This is a genomic window from Streptomyces sp. NPDC056734 (assembly GCF_042790455.1).
Taxonomy (GTDB): domain Bacteria; phylum Actinomycetota; class Actinomycetes; order Streptomycetales; family Streptomycetaceae; genus Streptomyces.
Window position 1 is genome coordinate 247438 of the sequence record NZ_JBHTZD010000002.1, and the last position, 20944, is coordinate 268381.

The following is a 20944-nucleotide window of genomic DNA, read 5'->3' on the forward strand; positions in this document are numbered from 1 at the left end:
TGCGCCGGAAGCTATCGGAGCAACACCGCCCACACCAGGGGGTGTTGGCGAACCCGAGGGGATTCCCTAAACCATGCCGTCAGCACAGGATCCAGCCCGAGCTGACCGAACCGGCGCCCACCGAGCCCCGTATCCGCACACAGCGCTGTCCCGCGTGCACGGTGACCGGTCCGGCCCGGCGGATGTACTTCCCCGAGTCCGTCACCGGGCGGTTGCCGCGCGCCTGCACCGACACCGACATCGCTTTCCGGCCACCGACGGTCCTGGGCAGGGTCGCCGCGCAGACATAGCCGCCGCGCTTGAAGACCTGCACGGACCCGGTGGAGAAGGACAGGGTGCGCACCTTGCGGCCCCCGCACCCGCTCCCGGAGGCGGCGGCCGCCCCCGCCTCGGCCGGGGCGGCCAGGCCCAGCAGGGTGGCGGCGGTGAACGCGGCCGTGCCGAGCACCAGCCACCGGCGCAGCGCACCCCAGCCGACACCCCAGCCCACAACCGCCCCCTTCGCACCGACGACACCGGCCGTACGGGTGTACGGACGCTGAAGGGGTGTCGGATGGTTGCGCGCCGGTCATGGCCCCAGCCACGGCCCCGGTCACCGCCCCGGTCACCGCCCGGTCAGCGGCGTGGTCAGCGGGCCACGGCCACCGGCTCGCCCTCCTCCGGGGCCTCGGGGGCGCCGGTGAAGGTGCGCCACAGCCGGGCGTATCGCCCGTCGAGGGCGAGGAGTTGCTCGTGGGTGCCGTCCTCGGTGACCCGGCCGTGGTCCATCACGACCACCCGGTCGGCGCGGGCGGCGGTGGTCAGCCGGTGCGCGACCACGAGGGTGGTACGGCGTCCGGCGAGCCGGTCGGTGGCCTGGTTGACCTGGGCCTCGGTGGCCAGGTCGAGCGCGGCCGTCGCCTCGTCGAGGAGCAGGACGTCCGGGTCGACCAGTTCGGCGCGGGCCAGCGCGATCAACTGCCGTTGCCCGGCGGACAGATTGCGCCCGCGCTCGGCGACCTCGTGCAGATAGCCGCCCTCCAGCGTGGCGATCATCTCGTGCGCGCCGACCGCCCGCGCCGCCGCCTCCACCTGGGCGTCGGTGGCGTCCGGCCGCCCGTAGGCGATGGCGTCCCGCACGGTCCCCGCGAAGAGATACGCCTCCTGCGGGACGACCCCGAGCCGGTGCCGGTACGAGGTGAGGTCCAGGTCGCGCAGATCGGCGCCGTCGACGGTCACCCGGCCCGAGGTCGGGTCGTAGAACCGGGCCACCAGCTTGACCAGGGTGGACTTCCCGGCGCCGGTCTCGCCGACGAAGGCGACCGTCTGCCCGGCGGGTATCCGCAGCGCCACTCCGCCGAGGGCCTCCTCCTCGTCGCCGTACGCGAAGTGCACGTCGTCGAAGACGATGTCGCCGCGCAGCGAGAGGACTTCGAGCGGCTCGCGGGGGGAGGGGCCGGAGCTGGCGGAGGACCCGGAGGCCGCGCCCGGACGGGCCGAGGTGGACGACGGCTCGCGCAGCAGTTCCTGGATCCGGCCCAGCGAGACGGACGCCTGCTGGTAGCCGTCGAAGACCTGGGAGAGCTGCTGGACGGGCGCGAAGAACAGGTCGATGTAGAGCAGGTAGGCCACCAGCGCGCCGGTGGTGAGGGTGGCCGCCTCGATCCGCCCGGCGCCGATGATCAGCACGGACACGGCGGCGGCCGAGGACAGGAACTGCACGAAGGGGAAGTAGATCGATATCAGCCACTGCCCTCGGACACGGGCGAGCCGGTAGCTGTCGCTGCGCTCGGCGAACCGCCGCCCGCCGTCCCGCTCGCGCCCGAACGCCTGCACGATCCGCAGCCCGGACACCGACTCCTGGAGGTCGGCGTTGACGCTGGAGACCCGCTCGCGGGCGAGTTCGTACGCCTTCACGCTGGCTCTGCGGAAGAACCAGGTGGCGACGATCAGGGGCGGCAGGGTGGCGAAGACGACCAGGGCGAGCTGGATGTCGATGACGAGCAGGGCGCCCATGATGCCGAAGAAGGTGACGACGGAGACGAACGCGGTGACCAGCCCGGTCTGGAGGAAGGTCGACAGGGCGTCCACGTCGGTCGTCATCCGGGTCATGATCCGGCCGGTCAGCTCGCGCTCGTAGTAGTCGAGGCCGAGCCGCTGGAGCTGGGCGAAGATCTTCAGGCGCAGCGCGTACAGGACGCGTTCGCCGGTGCGGCCGGTCATCCGGATCTCGCCGGTCTGCGCGGCCCACTGGGCGAGCACGGCGACGACGCCGAGCAGGGCGGCGGCCCAGACCGCGCCGAGGGCGGCCTCGGTGACGCCGCTGTCGATGCCGTGCCGGATCAGGACGGGCAGCAGCAGGCCCATGCCGGCGTCGAGGGCGACGAGGGCGAGGCTGATCAGCAGGGGCGGTCCGAAGCCGTGCAGCAGCCGGCGCAGCCCGTAGTGGGTCTCGGGGCGGACCGCGCGGGCCTCGTCCACCTCCGGGACGTCGTCCGCCGGGGGCAGGGCGTCGACCTGGGCGAGGAGTTCGGGGGTGGCGGGGCTGCCGGCCAGGGCGAGGTCCTTGGGCGTACGGTCGCCGGTCCACAGCTTGGGAGTGATGCCGCGCTCGGCGTCGAACTCGGCGTCCAGTTCCTCGCGGACGGTGGTGTCCTCGTGCGGTACGGCGGGCGGGGCGTGGCCCGGGGAGACGCCGCCGAGTTCGTCGGGGTCGGTGAGCAGCCGGCGGTAGAGGGGGGAGCGCCGCTGGAGTTCGTCGTGGGTGCCGAGGTCGGCGAGCCGGCCGCCGTCCAGGACGGCGATGCGGTCGGCGAGGTTGAGGGTGGAGCGGCGGTGCGCGATCAGCAGCGTCGTACGGCCGCTCATGACCTGCTTGAGGGCCTCGTGGATCTCGTGCTCGACGGCGGCGTCGACGGCGGAGGTGGCGTCGTCCAGGACGAGGAGCCGGGGGTCGGTGAGGATGGCGCGGGCGAGGGCGACGCGCTGGCGCTGGCCGCCGGAGAGGGTCAGGCCCTGTTCGCCGACCGTGGTGTCGTAGCCGCCCGGCAGCTCGGCGATGAAACGGTCCGCCTGGGCGGCGCGGGCGGCGGCGAGGATCTCGTCGTCACTCGCGTCCGGGCGGCCGTAGGCGATGTTGTTGCGGACGGTGTCGGAGAAGAGGAAGGAGTCCTCGGGGACCAGGCCGATCGCGGCGCGCAGCGAGTCCTGGGTCAGCTCGCGCACATCGTGGCCGCCGACCAGGACGGCGCCGTGGGTGACGTCGTAGAAGCGCGGCAGGAGCAGGGAGACGGTGGACTTGCCGGAGCCGGAGGAGCCGACGACGGCGAGGGTCTCCCCGGGGCGGATCTCGAAGCTGAGGCCGCGCAGGACGGGGGTGGAGTCGTCGTACGAGAACGACACGTCGTCGAATTCGACGGTGGCGGGCGCGTCGGCGGGCAGTTCCTTGGTGCCGTCCTGCATCGACGGCTCGGTGTCGATCAGCTCCAGGACGCGTTCGGTGCCCGCGCGGGCCTGCTGGCCGACGGTGAGGACCATGGCGAGCATCCGGACCGGGCCGACGAGCTGGGCGAGGTAGGCGGAGAAGGCGACGAAGGTGCCGAGGGTGATGTTGCCGCGTACGGCGAGCCAGCCGCCGAGGGCCAGCATGGCGACCTGGCCGAGGGCGGGAACGGCCTGGAGGGCGGGGGTGTACCGGGAGTTCAGCCGGATGGTGCGCAGCCGCCCCGCGAACAGCTTGCGGCCGATCTCGCGCAGCTTGCCGGTCTCCTGCTCCTCCTGCCCGAAGCCCTTGACCACCCGGACGCCGCTGACCGCGCCGTCGACCACCCCGGCCACGGCGGCGGCCTGGGCCTGGGCGTACCAGGTGGCGGGGTGCAGCCGGGAGCGGGAGCGCTTGGCGATCCACCACAGGGCGGGGGCGACGGCGACGGCGACCAGAGTCAGCGGCAGCGACAGCCAGGCCATGATCGCCAGGGAGATCACGAACAGCAGGACGTTCCCGATGGTCATCGGGAGCATGAAGAGCAGGCCCTGGATCAGCTGGAGGTCGCTGGTGGCCCGGCCGACGACCTGCCCGGTGGACAGCTCGTCCTGACGCCGCCCGTCGAGCCGGGTGATCGTGTCGTACATCTCCGTGCGCAGATCGTGCTGCACGTCGAGGGCGAGCCGGCCGCCGTAGTAGCGGCGGACGTAGGTGGTGACGTACACGGCGAGGGCGGCGGCGATCAGCAGCCCGGCCCAGGTGGACATCGCGCGGGACTCGTCCCCGATCACATCGTCGATGATCACCTTGGTGATCAGCGGGACCAGGGCCAGTACGGCCATGCCCGCCAGGGAGGATCCGAGGGCGAGGATCACGTCCTTCGGATGACGCCAGGCGTACGCGGCCAGCCGCCCGATCCATCCCCGCTGCGCTGCCACGCCGCCGCCTCTCGCTCATGTTCTCGTGTCGGTTTGTCGGTGTCCGTTTGTCGGTGTCCTCCGGAAGGGAGCAACGCGGGGCGGGGCGGATTTCATCCCGCTGCAACAATTCCCGGACCTCGGGAAGGGGTGGGGGCGGGTTCGCCGGGGGCGCTGTGCCCCCTGCCGATCGTCGGGGGGCGGTCCTGACGGGGGTCGGGTGCGGGCCCGAAGATCGCTTCCCTAGGCTCCTGGTGTTCTTGATGCGCGTGGGGAAGCAGAGGGTTGCGTGAACATATTCGAGGCGGCATTCCTGGGGGCGGTGGAGGGGCTCACCGAGTTCCTGCCGGTGTCCAGCACCGGGCACCTCACCATTCTGGAGCGGATGCTCGGCCATTCCACCGACGATCCGGACATCACCGCCTTCACGGCGATCATCCAGGTCGGCGCGGTACTGGCGACGATCATCTATCTCCGTAAGGACATCGCGCGGCTGATCACGGCGTGGTTCCGGGGGATCGCCCGGCGTGAGGAGCGCCGGAACCCGGACTACCGGTTCGCCTGGGCGGTGATCATCGGCTCGATCCCCATCGGGATCGTGGGCCTGGTCTTCAAGGACCACATCGAGACCACCCTGCGCAGTCTGTACATCGTGGCCACCGCGCTGATCGTGTGGAGCGGGGTGCTGTGGTTCGCCGACCGGCGGGCCACCCAGACCCGTGGTGAGGCCGATGTGACCTGGAAGGACACCCTGATCATCGGCCTGGTGCAGTGCATGGCGCTGATCCCCGGGGTGTCCCGTTCCGGCGCGACCAGCTCGGCGGGTCTGCTGCGCGGCCTGGACCGGGTGACGGTGACCCGGCTGTCCTTCATGCTGTCGATCCCGGCGCTGGCGGGCGCGGCGGTGCTCCAGACGGTGACCGAGTTCGACGCGATCTCCAACGGGGTGGGCTGGCCCGCGACGATCACGGCCACGGTGGTGAGCTTCGTGGTCGGGTACGCGGCGGTGGCCTGGCTGCTGAAGTTCATCGCGCACCACAGCTACAGCGTGTTCATCTGGTACCGGGTGGCGCTCGGGGTGCTGATCCTGGTGCTGCTGTGGACGGATGTGATTCCGGCGAGCTGAGGGTGGGGGCGGGGAGGGGGCGGGCCGGATCCCCCCTCCCCTGCTGATGTCACGGGCGTCCGGGACGGACCGTCAGCTCGTGGAAGCGGGTGATCTGGGCCGGGTTCTGGTGGTCGTCGCCGGCCGGCAGGACGTCCAGGCGCCCGCTCCGGGCGCCGGTGAGGGTCATCGCCTCGATGTTGTCGAGGGGCGGGTTGGGCTGCGGCGGGCGGGCGGTGGCGCCGAGGTCGGGGCAGTCGGCGAGGAGCGTCTTGGCGAGGTAGAGACGGACGGTGTTGCCGACCCCAGCGGTGAAGCCGCGCTCCAGGACCAGCGGCCGCCCGTCTTGCAGCGCGGTGACCTCGGGGATGACCGGCCACGCACGGGCGGGCGGGCATGCACGGGCGGGCGGGCGGGCAGGCTCCGTACAGGTGAGCCGTGCCCGGGATCAGCTGGCCGCCAGATCCTTGTGGATGGCCTTGGCGACGCCCTGGATGGTGGAAATCCCGTAGTTCATGGTGCTGTTGCCGTGGGTGAGCACGGTGATCGTGTAGTCGTGGCCGCCGCCCTTGAAGGTGCCGACGCTGTGGACGCGCCAGCCCTGGGTGGAGCGTTGCAGCCAGCCGTTCTTGACGGCGACGGTGACGCCGGAGGGGACGCCGTAGGGGGTGCCCCAGCGCTGCGAGGAGACGACCTTGCCCATGAGCTTGAGCAGATAGGCGCGTGAGTTGTCGCTGAGGACGCTGTTCTTGGCGTGGATCAGCTTCAGGAGCTTCTGTTCGTCGGTGACGGTGATCTGGGTGAGCCCCCAGTAGCCCTTGGCACCGGGCTTGGTCTGGGTCATCTTGGCGGCGGCCAGGAAGCCCTTGATCTTCGTCGGGCCGAGCTGCTTCCACAGGGTGGAGGTGGCGGTGTTGTCGGACTTGGTGATCATGGCCGTGGCGAGCTGGTTCTCGCGGTCGGTCAGATAGCGGTTGGTCTTCTTCGCGTCCCAGAGCAGGGCGGCGAGGACGGTGACCTTGACGACGCTGGCCGAGTCGTAGGCGGTGGCGGCACGCAGGGTGCAGGTGGTGCTGGTGGTGCGGTCGTAGAGGCCGACGGCGACGGTGCCCTTGCGGCCCGCCAGGGCGGCGGTGATGTCCGTCTTCAGCTTGGCGGCGAGCCCGGCCTTGGCGGAGGAGCAGCCGACGGCCGGCGGGGTCGCCGCGGCCGCGGGTGTGATGGCGGCCACGCTGGCGACGAGCACGCCGCCCGCCACCCATCTCGCGCTTCTGGATATCCCAAAGGTCATGCCCGAGATGACTCGCGGGTTCACCCGAATGGTTGTACGCACTGGCCAAAGCTAGCCGTTCCGTTACCGGCCGGGACGCGGCAGTGACACCCGACACAGATGACACCCGACACAGAACAGACACGTGAATGTCACCCCGGGGTCTTCATGTCCATGCCATTCTCGATTGCCCGCTAGTTGACCCGCGTAGATACGGACACCCCATGCCCGTGACGCAACTCCTCCGTCGCCGCACGGTGGCCCTCGCCACCTCGGCCGTCCTGGTCGCCCTGGCCCTCCCGGCCTTCTCCGCGACCCCGGCCACCGCCACCACCACCGCCTATGACCCCACCTACTACGCCACCGCCGTCGGCAAGACCGGCACGGCGCTGAAAAGCTCGCTGAGCACGATCATCAGCAAGCAGACCAAGCTCTCCTACACGGCCGTCTGGGAAGCCCTGAAGGTGACCGACCAGGACCCGGGCAACAGCAACAACGTGGTCCTGCTCTACTCGGGCATCTCCCGCGCCAAGACGGCGAACGGCGGCCTCACCGGCCAGTGGAACCGCGAGCACGTGTGGGCCCAGTCCCACGGCGACTTCGGCACCGCGGCCGGACCGGGCACCGACCTGCACCATCTGCGCCCCGAGGACGTCCAGGTCAACTCCACCCGCGGCAACAAGGACTTCGACAACGGCGGCGCCGCCTTCACCAACAGCGGCGGCAGCCTCACCGACTCGAACTCCTTCGAACCGCGCGACGCCGTCAAGGGCGACGTGGCCCGCATGATCCTCTACATGGCGGTCCGCTACGAGGGCACCGACGGCTGGCCGAACCTGGAGCCCAACGACACCGTCACCAACGGCAGCGTCCCGTACCACGGCCGCCTGTCGGTCCTGAAGCAGTGGAACGAAGAGGACCCGCCGGACGCGTTCGAGGAGAACCGCAACGACCTGATCTACACGGACTACCAGGGCAACCGGAACCCGTTCATCGACCACCCGGAATGGGTCGAGGCGATCTGGTAGCACACGGGCGACAAGGCCCCGGCCGCACCCATGCCGACGGGTGCGGCCGATGGCCTCCGGGGAGGCGGCGGGTTCGCCGAGCGGCGACGCGCTACGGCAGCGGGGGGTGCGCCGGCAGCGGGGGGTGCGCCGGCAGCGGGGGGTGCGCCGGCTGCGGGGGGTGCGCCGACTGCGGCCCGTGCCCGGCGAGATAGAGCCTCATGGCGCACTGGTCTTCGGCCTCGATGAACACCTGCTGCCCCCAGTGCGCACTGAGCCGGTGCGCGACATCGACCAGCCGGCGGCGTTCCTCCGGCGAGTACGCGGGGAACCGGACCCAGCCCCGTTCGGCTATGACGTTGCCGAGATCGTTGAAGAACACCGCCCGCGCGCGTTGCTCCTCCTCCTCCGTCAGTGGGGTGGGTCCGCCTACGGCGGGCCGCGTGCGGACGTTGTAGAGGTCTCGGATCACTGGCTGCTCGCAATTCGTCGTGGCCGTTCCCGAAGAGGCTATCGGCGCGGCCGGCGACCACAGCCGCCACGCCGCCTCACGCGCCGAACCCGTACTCCAGCACATAGGCGGACGAGTCGAGCACCATGTCATTGACCTCGACGGCAGCGCCGTCGGCGTCGAAGGCGGTGCGGACGACGAGCATGACGGGGATTCCCGCCGGGAGGGCCAGCGCCTCCGCCTCGTCTCCGGTCGGCATCCGGGAGCGGACCTCCTCCCGGAACCGGACGGGGGCGCGGCCCAGCTCCGCGAGGCGGGCGTAGACACCCCCGGGACCGGTGTCCGGCCGGGTGATCGGGGTGCCCGCGACGAGATCCGCGGAGAGGTACGACGCGGCGAGCAGGACGGGCTTGCCGTCGAGCGTGTAACGCCGACGCCGGACGCAGACCCGCTCGCCGTCCGCCAGATCGAGCACCCCGGCGATCACGGCGGCGGCCTCCTCCTCACCCACCTCGACCGAGTCGACCACCAGTTCCCGGCCCGAGACGTCCGCCTCCCAGACCGAACGCCCTTCACCCCACCGCCCCTGCGCGAGCCGCTCGACGCCGAGACGCCGGATGGGGCGGAACTCCCGCACGAAGACACCGGCACCCTTGCGCGCTTCCACGATGCCCTCGGCCTGAAGCACCCCGAGCGCCTGGCGGGCCGTCATCCGTGCGACACCGTGCGCCGCCATGAGGTCGTTCTCACCGGGCAGCCGATCACCGGGCCCGTACGTCCCGGCCTCGACGGCCGCACGCAGCTCAGCGGCGATCCGCTGGTATTTGGGCTGACGCCCTGGCTCCCGGCCGCTCATCCAAGCCTCTCCTCTGATCATCTCTAGACATCCTAGGCACCAGGCTTCACACCCCACAGCCGGACGGCGACTCCATACCGCCAATTTCGCTCACATCTCTAGAGATGCATAGCCAAGCCTGGCCACACGGTGCTTTACTCCAGAGCCACATCTCTAGAGATGCAAGGCTCATGGCTCGCTGACCACCCAGGAGACCGACATGTCAGCCGGTACCGCACCCCCATCGCACTCCGCAGATCCCGGCATGACCGAGGTCCACCATCGGCTGTCGCGCAGTCCGCGCAGCGCGGGGCGTGCTCGTGCTCTGCTGCGCGGTCAGCTCACGGAGTGGAACATCGACGGTGAAGCGAGCCAGGTCGCCGAACTGTTGCTCTCGGAGCTGGTCACCAACGCACTCCTGCACGCACAGGTGCCGACCGGGCGGGAGATCGGACTTCGCTTCACCCGGTACGACGGGCGCCTGCGGGTCGAGGTCGCCGACGCGAACAACGACCGCCCCGAGGTGAGAGCGGCGACCGTCGAGGACGAGCACGGTCGGGGACTCGCCCTTGTCGAGGCGCTGGCCGACCGGTGGGGGTACTGCCCCCGCCCGTACGGGATCGGCAAGGCGACCTGGGCCGAGGTCACCCTCACCCCAGATGCGTAGCCCCGAACATCCGCAGCACCGCCGGCAGCACCACCACCGAGGGCCCCGGCGTCGCCAGTGCCCTCGCCAGGTCGGTCTCCAGGGTCTCCGGTGTGGTCCGGACGGCCGGTACGCCGAAGGACTCGGCGAGGGCCACGAAGTCCGGTGGGGACAGTTCCGTCGCCGTGGCCTCGCCGAACGCCTCCGTCATGTACTCGCGCAGGATGCCGTAGCCGCCGTCGTCGACGATCAGCCAGGTCACCGGCAGGTCGTACTGTCTCGCGGTCGCCAGCTCGGCGATCGAGTACAGGGCGCCGCCGTCGCCCGAGACGGCGAGGACCGGGCGGGTCGGGTCGGCCGCCGCCGCGCCCAGGGCGGCCGGGAAGCCGTAGCCGAGGCCGCCCGCGCCCTGGGCGGAGTGCATGGTGTTGGGGGACTTCGCGTCGAAGGCGGACCACGCCCAGTACGTCAGGATCGTCATGTCCCAGAAGGACGGGGAGGCGGCGGGCAGGGCGCGGCGGACGGCCGCCAGTACGTCCTGTTCCAGCGTGAGGTCCTGGGCGGCGATGCGGTCGCGGATCCTTGAGAGGACGTCCCGCACTCGCTCCCCCGCGCCGTCGTCCACCCGCCGCTCCACCGTCTCCAGCAGCGCCTGCAACGCGAGCCGGGCGTCCGCGTGGATGCCCAGGGCCGGGTGGTTGGACTCCAGTTTGCCGAGGTCCGCCTCGATCTGGATCAGTCGGCCGCGTGGCTTGAGCGTGTGGTAGTTCGAGGAGAGTTCACCCAGGCCCGAGCCGATGACCAGAAGGACATCCGCGTCCTCCAGGAAGTCGGTCATGTGGCGGTCCTCCAGCCAGGACTGGAGGGACAGCTCGTGGTCCCACGGGAAGGCGCCCTTGCCGCCGAACGTGGTGACCACCGGCGCCCGCAGCAGCTCCGCGAGGGCGCGCAGCTTGCCCGAGGCGTCCGCCCGTACGACTCCGCCGCCCGCGATGATCGCCGGGCGGGCCGCCGACGACAGCAGGTGCGCCGCGAGCGCCGTCAGCTCCACCCTGGGGACCAGGTCCTCCGGGGTCGCGTCCACCCCCGTCACCACCGGCAGCAGCGTTTTTGCGAGAAGGACGTCCTGGGGGATCTCCACCCACACCGGGCCGTGCGGGGCGGTCAGCGCCGAGCGCCACGCCTCGGCGAGGGCGGACGGGATCTGGGACGCGGCCCGGACCGTGTGGACGGACTTCACCACGCCCCGGAAGGCCGCCGCCTGATCGGGGAGTTCGTGCAGGTAGCCGTGGCGTGGGCCGCCGAGGCCGGCCGTCGGGATCTGGCTGCTGATCGCCAGCACCGGCGCCGAGGCCGCCCGCGCCTCCTGGAGCGCGGCGAGGGACGTCAGCGCACCCGGGCCGGTCGACAGCAGGAGCGGCGCCGCCTCCCCCGTCACCCTGCCGTACGCGTCCGCCGCGAAGCCCGCGTTGTTCTCCACCCGCAGACCGATGTACCGCAGATCGCTGCGGCGCAGCGCGTCGAACACGCCCAGCGCGTGCTGGCCGGGCAGCCCGAAGACCGTCGTCGCGCCGAGCCCGGCCAGGGTCTCCACGACCAGGTCCCCGCCGCTGCGGCCGGGCGGCGGATTCAGTGCCCGGGCGGTCTGTGCCTCCGTCGGACGGAGGACGACGTCATGGTCGTGAGTCACTTCGCTTCGGAGCCCTTCATTGCCTGGGACTTTGCCTGGGAGTTTGCCTGGGACTTTGCCTGGGAGTTTGCCGGGGACTGTGCCTGAGGCTTTGCCTGGGACTGTGCCTCGGATCCTGCCTCGGACATGGCGTCGGAACGTGCCGCCGCGATCTGGCGGGTCATGATCGTGGTGAGTTCGTACGCCGTGTGCGACGCGGCGACCGATGTGATCTCGGCGTGGTCGTAGGCCGGCGCGACCTCGACCACATCGGCGGACACCAGCTGGCACGATGCCAGACCGCGCAGGATCTCCAGCAGCTCGCGGGAGGTCATGCCGCCCGCCTCGGGGGTGCCGGTGCCGGGCGCGTGGGCCGGGTCGAGACAGTCGATGTCGATGGAGATGTACAGCGGGCGGTCGCCGATGCGCTGACGCAGCTGGTCGGCGACCTCGTCGGCGCCCCGGCGGTACACGTCCGCCGAGGTGACGATGCCGAAGCCCATCTTCTCGTCGTCGGTGATGTCCTGCTTGCCGTACAGCGGGCCGCGCGTGCCGACGTGGGAGAGGGCGGCGGTGTCCAGGATGCCCTCCTCCACCGCCCGCCGGAACGGCGTCCCGTGCGTGTACTCGGCGCCGAAATAGGTGTCCCAGGTGTCGAGGTGGGCGTCGAAGTGCAGCAGCGCCACCGGACCGTGCCGCTTCGCCACCGCACGCAGCAGGGGAAGGGCGATGGTGTGGTCACCGCCCAGAGTCATCAGGCGGGCGCCGGTGCCGAGCAGGTCGTCCGCCGCCGCCTCGATCGTCTCCACGGCGTCATGGATGTCGAACGGGTTCACCGCGATGTCCCCCGCGTCCGCGACCTGCGCCAGCGCGAAGGGAGAGGCGTCCTGCGCCGGGTTGTACGGGCGCAGCAGCCGGGACGCCTCACGGATCGCGTTGCCGCCGAAGCGGGCGCCCGGCCGGTACGAGACACCCGAGTCGAACGGCACGCCGACCACCGCGACCCCGGCGCCGCCGACCTCGTCGAGGCGGGGCAGCCGGGCGAAGGTCGCGGGCCCGGCGTACCGAGGGATCCGGGAGGAATCGACGGGGCCGCGGGGCGTCTCGATGCCGCTCATGATGAATTGCCTTCTTCCTTGCGCTTTGCAGCACTTTTTCTCTGCCATGACGACGTTACCGGTGGGTCGGGACCGGCTCCCACCCGGTCTCGGGCGCCCGTCCGGACGCCCGCCCGGAGGGCCGCCCGCGCCGGGCGTGAGCGCGTGACCCATGTCCCAGCGGGCGGGACGTCGAGGACGGACCCGGGGATCTGGCCCACAATGGGAGCCATGCCGATACCCGGGACACCGACACCCAGCCGCGCCCAGCTCATCGACCATCTCGTCAAGACCCGCATCGCCGGCGAGGTCGCCACGCCGCGCGAGAACAACCTCTCCCACTACCGCCAGCTCGCGAACGGCGTCCGCAATTTCTGGCTCGGCCTGGAGCTGGGCGACCGCTGGACCGACGAGCAGGACGTGCTCGCGGTGATGGCGGAGCGGGTCGGCGTCCACGACGACCCCGAGTACCGGCACGGACAGGACACCATCGACCCCGAGCTGACCGTGGCCGCTCTGGACCGGCTGGCCGCACGGCTGCGCAAGGCGGCGGCGGGCGAGCAGCGGGTGCTGTTCGCCACCGGGCACCCCGGCGGGCTGCTGGACGTGCACAGAGCGACGGCCGCCGCGCTGCGCGGCGCGGGCTGCGAGATCGTGGTCATCCCGGACGGCCTCCAGACGGAGGAGGGGTACGTGATGCAGTTCGCGGACGTGGCGATGCTGGAGCACGGGGCGACGCTCTGGCACACCCACTCCGGCGAGCCGATGAAGGCGATCCTGACCGCGCTGGAGCGCGAGGGGCGCCCGCTGCCCGACCTGGTGGTCGCCGACCACGGCTGGGCGGGCTACGCGGGCCGGCACGGCGTCGAGTCGGTGGGCTACGCCGACTGCAACGACCCGGCCCTGTTCATCGCGGAGGCCGAGGGCACGGTCCAGGTGACGGTCCCCCTGGACGACCATGTGCTCAGTCCCCGGTACTACGACCCGATGACGGCGTATCTGCTGACGGAGGCGGGACTGACCTGACCTGGCCTGGCGGAGGTTTGGGCGGACGGACGGTTGGGGCCGGGGCCCGGTGAGGGTGACGGCTCGCGGCCAGGCCCCCGGTGAGGGTCCTGGCCGCTGCTCAGGAACCCGGCGCAAGGGGCGGCGGCCGACGGCGCCAGAGCCCTGGCGGGGTCGGAACCCCGCCGCGCCGGTCACTCCCAGGGACTGAGCCCCTCCTCGCGCCGCTGCCCGTACCCCGGTGTCGGGTCGAGATACACCCGCCCGATCCCCGGGAACGCCTCCCGCAGGCGCGCTTCGGCGCTCTCGCAGGCCCACTCGATCTGCGCGGCACTCGCCACGTCCCGGAAGTCGACCTTCGCCGCGACGAGTACCTGCCGCGGGCCCTGGACCAGGGTGGTCAGCTCCAGTACGGCCTCGATGTGCTCCACCGCGAGCAGTTCGGCGCGGATCCGCTCACGCATGGGGCGGGGCAGGGCGCGTCCGATGAGGAGTTCGGCGTTGGACCGGCCCAGCTCCCAGGCGACGTAGAGCAGGAGCAGGCCGATCAGCAGGGAGGCCAGGCCGTCCCAGACGCCGGAGCCGGTGAGCTGCCCGCCGAGCAGACCACCGGCGGCGAGCACCAGGCCGGCCAGTGCGGCCGTGTCCTCCATGACGACGGCCTTCACGGCGGTGTCGGGGGTGTGCCGCAGATAGCGGCGGAAGGGCGTCCGGAGCCGGGCGGCCTCCCCGCGCGCCTGCCGCACGCCGGTACGCAGGGAGTAGCCCTCCAGGAGGAAGGCGACGCCCAGGACGAGGTACGAGATAAGCGGGTCGCCGGGTTTCTCGCCGTGCACGAGGGTGTGGATACCGTCGTAGAAGGAGAAGACGGCACCGCCGACGAAGGTGGCGACGGCGGCGAGCAGCGCCCAGATGTAGCGTTCGGCGCCGTAACCGAGGGGATGGTCCTCGTCGGCCGGTTTCCCGCCGCGCTTGAGGGACACCAGCAGCATCAGCTCGGTGACGGTGTCGGCGACCGAGTGCGCGGCCTCCGAGAGCATCGCGCTGGAGCCGCTGATGACACCCGCGACGGCCTTGGCGACGGCGATCCCGAGGTTGGCCGCGGCGGCGACGAGCACGGTGCCGACGCTCTCGCCCCCGCCCCCGCTCTCCGGTGCCGCAGCCGGGTCCCCGGCGTCCCCGGCGTCCTGTGATGGTGAGGCCATGTCCCCCAGTCTCACCGAGGGACGCGGACCACGCCCTCCTGGATGACGGAGACGGCGAGCCGTCCGTCCTGGGTGTAGATCCGGGCCTGGCCCAGGCCCCGCCCGGCGTACGCCGACGGCGACTCCTGGTCGTACAGGAGCCATTCGTCGGCGCGGAACGGGCGGTGGAACCACATGGCGTGGTCGAGGGAGGCGCCGACGACATCGCCGACGGCCCAGCCGCCCCGGCCGTGCGCGAGCAGGACCGAGTCGAGCAGGGTCATGTCGGAGACGTACGTCGCGAGGACGACGTGCAGCAGGGGGTCGTCGGCGAGTTTGCCGTTGGTGCGGAACCAGACCTGGGAGTGCGGTGCGCGGGGCTCGCCGAACCGCCCGTACGGCGGTTCGTCGACATACCGCAGATCGACGGCCTCACCGGCCTCCAGCATGTGCTCCACGACCTTGGGGTGCAGATGGCCGTAGTGGCGCAGCCGCTCCCCGGCGGTGGGCAGGCCCGCCGGGTCGGGCGCGGGCGGCATGGGGATCTGGTGGTCCAGTCCGTCCTCGTACGTCTGGAAGGACGCCGACAGGGCGAAGACGGGCTGGCCGTGCTGGACGGCGACGACCCGGCGGGTGGTGAAGGAGCGGCCGTCGCGCATCCGGTCGACGGTGTAGACGATGGGGGCGCCGGGGTCCCCGGTGCGCAGGAAGTACGCGTGCAGGGAGTGCGCGTGGCGGTCGGCGGGGACGGTCCGTCCGGCGGCGACCATCGCCTGCGCGGCGACCTGTCCGCCGAAGACCCGGGGGACGACGGCGGAGCGGGACCGCCCACGGAACATGTCCTCCTCGATCCGCTCCAGGTCGAGCAGATCGAGGAGATCGAGCAGGGGCTGACGTGCCTCACTCATGGCTGACGTGCCTGGGTCATGATCACAGGCCCATGTCCTTGGCGATGATCGTCTTCATGATCTCGCTGGTGCCGCCGTAGATCCGGTTGACGCGGTTGTCGGCGTACAGGCGGGCGATCGGGTACTCGTTCATATAGCCGTAGCCGCCGTGCAGCTGGAGGCAGCGGTCGATGACCCGGTGGGCGACCTCGGTGCAGAACAGCTTGGCACTGGCGGCCTCGGCGGGGGTCAGCTCCCCGGCGTCGAGCGCTTCGAGGGCCCGGTCGGCGACGGCCTCGGCGGCGTCCACCTCGGCCTGGCAGGCGGCCAGCTCGAACTTGGTGTTCTGGAAGTGGGCGACGGGCTTGCCGAAGACGGTCCGCTCCTGGACGTAGTTCTTGGCGAACCGGACGGCGGCCCTGGCCTGCGCGTAGGCGCCGAAGGCGATGCCCCAGCGCTCGGAGGGGAGATTGGCCCCGAGGTAGGAGAAGCCCTTGTTCTCCTCCCCGAGGAGATCCTCCACGGGCACCTTGACGTCGACGAAGGCCAGCTCGGCGGTGTCGGAGGTCTTCAGGCCCAGCTTGTCGAGCTTGCGGCCGATGGAGTACCCGTCCGACGTGGTGTCGACGGCGAGGAGCGAGATTCCGTGCCGCCGGTCCTCGGCGGTGGCGGGGGCGGTGCGGGCGCAGACGATGACACGCTCGGCGTGCACACCGCCGGTGATGAAGGTCTTGGATCCGTTCAGCACGTAGTGCGTGCCGTCCTCGGAGAGCCTGGCGGTGGTCTTCATGCCCGCGAGGTCGGAGCCGGTGCCCGGCTCGGTCATCGCGATGGCCCACATCTCCTCGCCGCTGACGAACTTCGGCAGATACCGCTTCTTCTGCTCGTCGGTGGCGAGCGACTTGATGTACGGCAGGGCGAGCAGCACATGCACACCGGAGCCGCCGAAGCTGACGCCCGCGCGGGCGGTCTCCTCGTACTGGATCGCCTCGAACTTGTGGGTCTCCAGCCCGGCGCCGCCGTACTCCTCCGGGACGTTGATCCCGAAGAGCCCCAGCTCGGCGAGCTGGTGGTAGAACTCCCGCGGCGCCTGGCCGGCGGCGAACCACTCGTCGTACACGGGCACGACCTCGGCCTCGATGAAGGCGCGCAGGGTCTCCCGGAACGCCTCGTGATCCTCGTTGAACACCGTACGGCGCACGCCGCCTCCTCCTGCCGGGTGGGACCAGCTGTCTAAGCGCTTGCTCAGCTAACTTTACCGGCGGGTACGGTGCCTAGTCCAGACGGGGGGATGTGGCACGCGACCCACTTTCCGGGGGCCGCTCGTCGGGCCAGTACAGCCGCATGGGGTTCGCGACGAGGAGCTTGTGGCGCAGTTCCGGGGTGACGGCGATCCGGGGGATGTGATCGACGAGGAGTCCGTCGTCGGGCATGTGGTCGGTGAGATTGGGGTGCGGCCAGTCGGTGCCCCACAGCACCCGGTCGGGAAACTCCTCGACGGCCCGGCGGCCGAAGGGGACCACGTCGGCGTACGGGTGGCGCTCGCCCTTGCGGGCGGCCGGGCCGGTGACGGTGAGCCGCTCGGGGCACGTCACCTTCACCCAGACGTCATTGCGCTCGACGAAGCGCAGAAAGCCGGCGAACTCGGGGCCGGTGACCGGCCGGGTGACGTCCGGGCGGCCCATGTGGTCCACCACCAGCGGCGTGGGCAGCGCGCCGAAGAAGTCCGCCAGCTCCGGCAGGTCGGCGGCCTCGAAGTAGAGCACGATGTGCCAGCCGAGGGGGGCGATCCGCTCGGCGACGGCGGTCAGGTCCTCCCGGGGCGCGCTGTCGACCAGCCGCTTGAGGAAGTTGAACCGCACCCCGCGCACCCCGGCCGCGTCGAGCCTGCGCAGCTCGGCGTCGGTGACGTCGGGCCGCACGGTGGCGATGCCGCGCGCCCGTCCGCCGGCGGCCAGCACGGCATCGGTCATGGCACGGTTGTCGGCGCCGTGGCAGGTGGCCTGGACGATGACGCCGCGGCTGACACCCAAGTGACCGTGGAGCGCGAAGAGCTGGTCCTTGCTCGCGTCGCAGGGCGTGTACTTCCGCTCCGGCGCGAAGGGGAAGGCGGCCTGGGGTCCGAAGACATGACAGTGGGTGTCCACGGTGCCGGGAGGCAGGGCGAACCGGGGCTCGGACGGCTCGGGACACCAGTCCAGCCAGCCGGGGGTTTTGGGGGCCGGTGCGGTCATGGGGGCTCCTTGGGGTTGGGGGGCGGGTCTCTGGGGGCTGGAACCGCCGCCGAGCGGAAGGCGGGGCGCCGACCACGACGCACGCGGGATGACCGGTGACACCGCGGAGCGGCACGGCGCGACAGGGGTCAGTCCGTGTAGCGCAGGCCCGCTGCCCTGAGCGGCTCGCGCATGCCGTAGAGGTCGAGGCCCAGTTCGCCGGCCGCGAACCGCTTGCGCTTCTCCTCCTCGGCGGCCTCCCGCCGCGCCGCCGCCTCGGCGACCTCGGCGGCCCGCCCCGCGGGTACCACGACCACACCGTCGCCGTCCGCCAGCACCACATCGCCGGGTCGGACCAGCGCGCCCGCGCAGACGACCGGCACATTGACCGAGCCGAGGGTGGCCTTGACCGTGCCCTTGGCGCTGACCGCCCGGCTGAAGACCGGGAAGTCCATCGCCTCCAGTTCCGCCACGTCCCGGCAGCCGCCGTCGATGACCAGGCCCGTACAGCCCCGGGCCCGCATCGAGGTGGCCAGCAGTTCGCCGAAGAAGCCGTCCTCGTTGTCCGTGGTGCAGGCCGCCACCAGCACGTCCCCGGGGCGGATCTGCTCGGCGGCGACGTGCAGCATCCAGTTGTCGCCGGGCTGGAGCAGCACGGTGACGGCGGGCCCGCACATCCGGGCGCCGGGGTAGACCGGCCGCAGCCGGGGGCGCATCAGGCCGGTGCGGCCCATGGCCTCGTGGACGGTGCTCACCCCGAACGGGGCGAGCGCCTCGACATCGGTGCGGGAGGCACGGGTGATGGTGCGGTGGACGACACCCAGTTCGTACATGGTCCTCTGCTCTCTGCCGGGTCAGCGGCCCTGCCGCCGCAGCAGGGCGGCCAGGCGCGGATAGACGGTGCGGGCGTTGTGCTCCTCGACGGCGGCCAGGTCGGCGGCGGACAGCCCGGTGTTCTCGACATAGCGGCGGGTGTCGTCGAAGTGGTGGCCGGTGCCCGGGTCGATGCCGCGGACGGCGCCGATCATCTCCGAGGCGAAGAGGATGTTGCGCGCCGGGACGACCCGGCACAGCAGATCGATGCCGGGCTGGTGGTAGACGCAGGTGTCGAAGAAGACGTTGCCCAGCAGGTGTTCGTCCAGCGGGGGCCTGCCGAGCGCCATGGCCAGCCCCTGGAAGCGGCCCCAGTGGTACGGGACGGCGCCGCCCCCGTGCGGGATGATCAGCCGCAGGGCCGGGAAGTCGGCGAACAGATCGCCCTGCACCAGCTGCATGAACGCCGTGGTGTCGGCGTTCAGATAGTGCGCCCCCGTGGTGTGGAAGGCCGGGCTGACGCTGGTGCTCACATGCACCATGGCCGGGACGTCGTACTCGACCAGCTTCTCGTAGAGGGGGTACCACGAGCGGTCGGTCAGCGGCGGGGCCGTCCAGTGGCCGCCGGACGGGTCGGGGTTGAGATTCACCGCGACCGCGCCGAGTTCCTCGACACAGCGGATCAGCTCGGGCACACAGGTGGCCGGATCGACGCCCGGCGACTGGGGCAGCATGGCCGCCGGTACGAACCGCTGCGGGAACAGCCCGGCGACCCGGTGACACAGGTCGTTGCACAGCTCGGCCCACTGGGCGGAGGTACGGAAGTCGCCGATGTGATGCGCCATGAACGAGGCCCGGGGTGAGAAGACCGTGACGTCGATACCGCGCTCGTCCATCATGCGCAGCTGGTTGTCCTCGATGCTCCGGCGCAGTTCACCGTCGTCGATGCGCAGTTCGGCGGGGTCGGGGGCGCGGTGCGGGTCGGTGGCGGCACCGGGGTCGGTCAGGGCCGCGATCTGGCGGTCGCGCCACTCGCCGAGCGCGGCCGGCGCGGTGGTGTAGTGACCGTGGCAGTCGATGATCATCGGGCCTCCTCGGGGTACCGGACACGGCCGGGTATCAGGACATCGCCCGCCATGATCAGACGGGCGGTGCGGACCAGGGCCGACCGGGTGACCCGGCGCGGACGCGTCCCGGAGAGCCCGAGCCGGAGGGTGAACTCACCGGCGGGGTGCTCGACGGACACCGGGACGTCCACGCCGTGCGCGTCGTCCCCGCCGTAGGCGTCGTCCGGGCCGTGCGCGTCGTCCACGCCGTACGCGTCATCCGGGCCGTACGCGTCCCCCGCACCGGCGCTTCCGGAGCCACCGGCGCTTCCGGGGCCGTCCAGGCCGCCCGGGAGGGACGCCAGGTCGTGGGCGACCGAGCCGTCGAGGACACAGGCCGTGGCGACCGTGACCGCCGCGAGGACGCCGATCGACCGATGGCAGACGCGGGGGACGAAGCTCCGCGTGGCGATGACGCCGCCCCGGGCGGGCGGTGCGACCAGCGTCATCTTCGGGTAGTTCTTCGCGGTCACATCGCCGAGCCCCATCAGCTCACCGCAGACCAGCCGCAGCGCCTCCACGCGCGCCTTCAGTACGTCGTCGGCTTCGAGGTCCGATACGGACTCGTGCCCCGTACGCCCCAGCGCCGCCGCCGCGACGATCACCACCGGCTGACCGTTGTCGATGCAGGTGACGTCGACGGGGCCGAGGCCGGCCACCGTGACCCGGTCGCGCACCTTGCCGGTGGGCAGCAGGCCCGAGCACACGGACCCCGCGGTGTCCAGGAAGCCGACCGTCACCGGTGCCGCCGTACCGGGCACACCGTCGATCCGCGTGTCCCCCGCGTACCCGGCGTGGCGCCGCCCGTCCGGGTCCCGGGGCGTTCGGACGGTGATCTCGGCGACGAGTCCGGTGTTGAGGGTGAGCACGCGTGCCGTCGTGGTGTCCCCCTGCGGGGCGAGCAGGCCGGACTCGACGGCGAACGGCACCACCGCCGCGAGCATGTTGCCGCAGTTGGGGGTCATGTCGACGAGGTCGCTGTCCGGTTGCAGCTGGGCGAAGGCGAACTCCAGGTCGACGCCGGGGCGGGTACCCGGGCCGACGATGCCGGCCTTGCTGGTCAGCGGGTGCGCCCCGCCCAGACCGTCGATCTGCCGGGGATCGGGCGAGCCCAGCGCGGCGAGCAGCACGGCGTCCCGGGCCGCCCGGTCCGCGGGCAGATCGGCGCTGCGGAAGAACGGGCCGCGCGAGGTGCCGCCGCGCATGAACCAGCACGGGATCGCGATCTGGTCGCCGTGCCTCCGCGGAAGATGCTGCATGGTGGCCTCACCGGTGG

At 71.6% G+C, this 20944-nt stretch carries 17 protein-coding genes and 2 pseudogenes; 4 read left to right on the forward strand and 15 right to left on the reverse strand.

Annotated features, from left to right (window positions below):
* Nucleotides 1-79 precede the first annotated feature (79 nt).
* Both ACFRFC_RS03115 and ACFRFC_RS03120 read right to left on the reverse strand, forming a co-directional pair.
* On the reverse strand, nt 80-490 hold the full coding sequence (locus tag ACFRFC_RS03115; RefSeq protein WP_382681631.1) for a hypothetical protein: 411 nt from the start codon (nt 488-490) through the stop codon (nt 80-82).
* A 137-nt stretch (nt 491-627) separates the two neighbouring features.
* Entirely contained in the window at nt 628-4401 is a 3774-nt protein-coding gene (locus tag ACFRFC_RS03120) for an ABC transporter ATP-binding protein (protein WP_382681628.1), read from the reverse strand.
* Nucleotides 4402-4669: 268 nt separating this feature from the next.
* Between ACFRFC_RS03120 and ACFRFC_RS03125 the strand changes: the two genes are divergently transcribed.
* A complete protein-coding gene (locus ACFRFC_RS03125; protein ID WP_382681625.1) occupies nt 4670-5506 on the forward strand; it encodes an undecaprenyl-diphosphate phosphatase in 837 nt (278 codons plus the stop codon).
* Between the two features lie 49 nt (nt 5507-5555).
* Here ACFRFC_RS03125 and ACFRFC_RS03130 read toward each other — a convergent pair.
* Nucleotides 5556-5906: pseudogene (locus ACFRFC_RS03130) on the reverse strand (esterase-like activity of phytase family protein); the annotation flags it as partial.
* A gap of 27 nt (nt 5907-5933) precedes the next feature.
* The gene (locus ACFRFC_RS03135) at nt 5934-6776 is read right to left on the reverse strand and encodes a serine hydrolase (protein WP_382681622.1); all 843 of its coding nucleotides are present in this window, start codon (nt 6774-6776) and stop codon (nt 5934-5936) included.
* Between the two features lie 203 nt (nt 6777-6979).
* Between ACFRFC_RS03135 and ACFRFC_RS03140 the strand changes: the two genes are divergently transcribed.
* The gene (locus ACFRFC_RS03140; protein ID WP_382681618.1) at nt 6980-7783 is read left to right on the forward strand and encodes an endonuclease I family protein; all 804 of its coding nucleotides are present in this window, start codon (nt 6980-6982) and stop codon (nt 7781-7783) included.
* A gap of 91 nt (nt 7784-7874) precedes the next feature.
* Here the strand turns inward: ACFRFC_RS03140 and ACFRFC_RS03145 are convergent, their stop codons facing one another.
* Together ACFRFC_RS03145 and ACFRFC_RS03150 are read right to left on the reverse strand one after the other, a co-directional pair.
* A complete protein-coding gene (locus ACFRFC_RS03145) occupies nt 7875-8234 on the reverse strand; it encodes a hypothetical protein (protein ID WP_382681615.1) in 360 nt (119 codons plus the stop codon).
* Nucleotides 8235-8310: 76 nt separating this feature from the next.
* The gene (locus ACFRFC_RS03150; RefSeq protein WP_382681613.1) at nt 8311-9069 is read right to left on the reverse strand and encodes a GntR family transcriptional regulator; all 759 of its coding nucleotides are present in this window, start codon (nt 9067-9069) and stop codon (nt 8311-8313) included.
* A 199-nt stretch (nt 9070-9268) separates the two neighbouring features.
* On the opposite strand from ACFRFC_RS03150, the gene ACFRFC_RS03155 reads away from it, so the two are divergent.
* Complete coding sequence (locus tag ACFRFC_RS03155) at nt 9269-9715, forward strand: ATP-binding protein (RefSeq protein WP_382681611.1); 447 nt, start codon at nt 9269-9271, stop codon at nt 9713-9715.
* Here the strand turns inward: ACFRFC_RS03155 and ACFRFC_RS03160 are convergent.
* Entirely contained in the window at nt 9699-11384 is a 1686-nt protein-coding gene (locus ACFRFC_RS03160; protein WP_382681609.1) for a thiamine pyrophosphate-binding protein, read from the reverse strand. The genes ACFRFC_RS03155 and ACFRFC_RS03160 overlap by 17 nt on opposite strands.
* A gap of 131 nt (nt 11385-11515) precedes the next feature.
* Nucleotides 11516-12481: pseudogene (speB, locus tag ACFRFC_RS03165) on the reverse strand (agmatinase); the annotation flags it as partial.
* A 210-nt stretch (nt 12482-12691) separates the two neighbouring features.
* Here speB and ACFRFC_RS03170 point away from each other — a divergent pair.
* Nucleotides 12692-13486, forward strand: a complete 795-nt coding sequence (locus ACFRFC_RS03170) for a phosphatase (protein ID WP_382681606.1) — start codon at nt 12692-12694, stop codon at nt 13484-13486.
* Nucleotides 13487-13659: 173 nt separating this feature from the next.
* Here ACFRFC_RS03170 and ACFRFC_RS03175 read toward each other — a convergent pair whose 3' ends face one another.
* From ACFRFC_RS03175 to ACFRFC_RS03205, 7 genes are all read right to left on the reverse strand, one after another.
* Nucleotides 13660-14670 (reverse strand): cation diffusion facilitator family transporter, encoded by a 1011-nt coding sequence (locus ACFRFC_RS03175; RefSeq protein ID WP_382681604.1) that lies wholly within the window; start codon nt 14668-14670, stop codon nt 13660-13662.
* Between the two features lie 11 nt (nt 14671-14681).
* On the reverse strand, nt 14682-15557 hold the full coding sequence (locus tag ACFRFC_RS03180) for an acyl-CoA thioesterase (protein WP_382681602.1): 876 nt from the start codon (nt 15555-15557) through the stop codon (nt 14682-14684).
* 22 nt (nt 15558-15579) lie between these two features.
* Complete coding sequence (locus ACFRFC_RS03185) at nt 15580-16737, reverse strand: acyl-CoA dehydrogenase family protein (protein WP_382681600.1); 1158 nt, start codon at nt 16735-16737, stop codon at nt 15580-15582.
* Nucleotides 16738-16810: 73 nt separating this feature from the next.
* Nucleotides 16811-17770: an amidohydrolase family protein gene (locus ACFRFC_RS03190; protein WP_382681598.1), complete on the reverse strand. Its 960-nt coding sequence runs from the start codon at nt 17768-17770 to the stop codon at nt 16811-16813.
* A gap of 128 nt (nt 17771-17898) precedes the next feature.
* Complete coding sequence (gene ligK / locus ACFRFC_RS03195; protein WP_382681596.1) at nt 17899-18582, reverse strand: 4-carboxy-4-hydroxy-2-oxoadipate aldolase/oxaloacetate decarboxylase; 684 nt, start codon at nt 18580-18582, stop codon at nt 17899-17901.
* 21 nt (nt 18583-18603) lie between these two features.
* Entirely contained in the window at nt 18604-19647 is a 1044-nt protein-coding gene (locus ACFRFC_RS03200; protein WP_382681593.1) for an amidohydrolase family protein, read from the reverse strand.
* Entirely contained in the window at nt 19644-20927 is a 1284-nt protein-coding gene (locus ACFRFC_RS03205; RefSeq protein ID WP_382681590.1) for a PrpF domain-containing protein, read from the reverse strand. The genes ACFRFC_RS03200 and ACFRFC_RS03205 overlap by 4 nt, the downstream gene beginning before the upstream one ends.
* Between the last annotated feature and the right edge of the window lie 17 nt (nt 20928-20944).

What these genes read in the sequence shown, in the direction of transcription:
- ACFRFC_RS03135 (WP_382681622.1), bottom strand. Translation starts at nt 6,776, where the DNA reads ATGACCTTTGGGATATCCAGAAGCGCGAGATGGGTGGCGGGCGGCGTG.
- ACFRFC_RS03140 (WP_382681618.1), top strand. Translation starts at nt 6,980, where the DNA reads ATGCCCGTGACGCAACTCCTCCGTCGCCGCACGGTGGCCCTCGCCACC.
- ACFRFC_RS03150 (WP_382681613.1), bottom strand. Translation starts at nt 9,069, where the DNA reads ATGAGCGGCCGGGAGCCAGGGCGTCAGCCCAAATACCAGCGGATCGCC.
- ACFRFC_RS03155 (WP_382681611.1), top strand. Translation starts at nt 9,269, where the DNA reads ATGTCAGCCGGTACCGCACCCCCATCGCACTCCGCAGATCCCGGCATG.
- ACFRFC_RS03170 (WP_382681606.1), top strand. Translation starts at nt 12,692, where the DNA reads ATGCCGATACCCGGGACACCGACACCCAGCCGCGCCCAGCTCATCGAC.
- ACFRFC_RS03175 (WP_382681604.1), bottom strand. Translation starts at nt 14,670, where the DNA reads ATGGCCTCACCATCACAGGACGCCGGGGACGCCGGGGACCCGGCTGCG.
- ACFRFC_RS03180 (WP_382681602.1), bottom strand. Translation starts at nt 15,557, where the DNA reads ATGAGTGAGGCACGTCAGCCCCTGCTCGATCTCCTCGATCTGCTCGAC.
- ACFRFC_RS03190 (WP_382681598.1), bottom strand. Translation starts at nt 17,770, where the DNA reads ATGACCGCACCGGCCCCCAAAACCCCCGGCTGGCTGGACTGGTGTCCC.
- ligK (WP_382681596.1), bottom strand. Translation starts at nt 18,582, where the DNA reads ATGTACGAACTGGGTGTCGTCCACCGCACCATCACCCGTGCCTCCCGC.
- ACFRFC_RS03200 (WP_382681593.1), bottom strand. Translation starts at nt 19,647, where the DNA reads ATGATCATCGACTGCCACGGTCACTACACCACCGCGCCGGCCGCGCTC.
- ACFRFC_RS03205 (WP_382681590.1), bottom strand. Translation starts at nt 20,927, where the DNA reads ATGCAGCATCTTCCGCGGAGGCACGGCGACCAGATCGCGATCCCGTGC.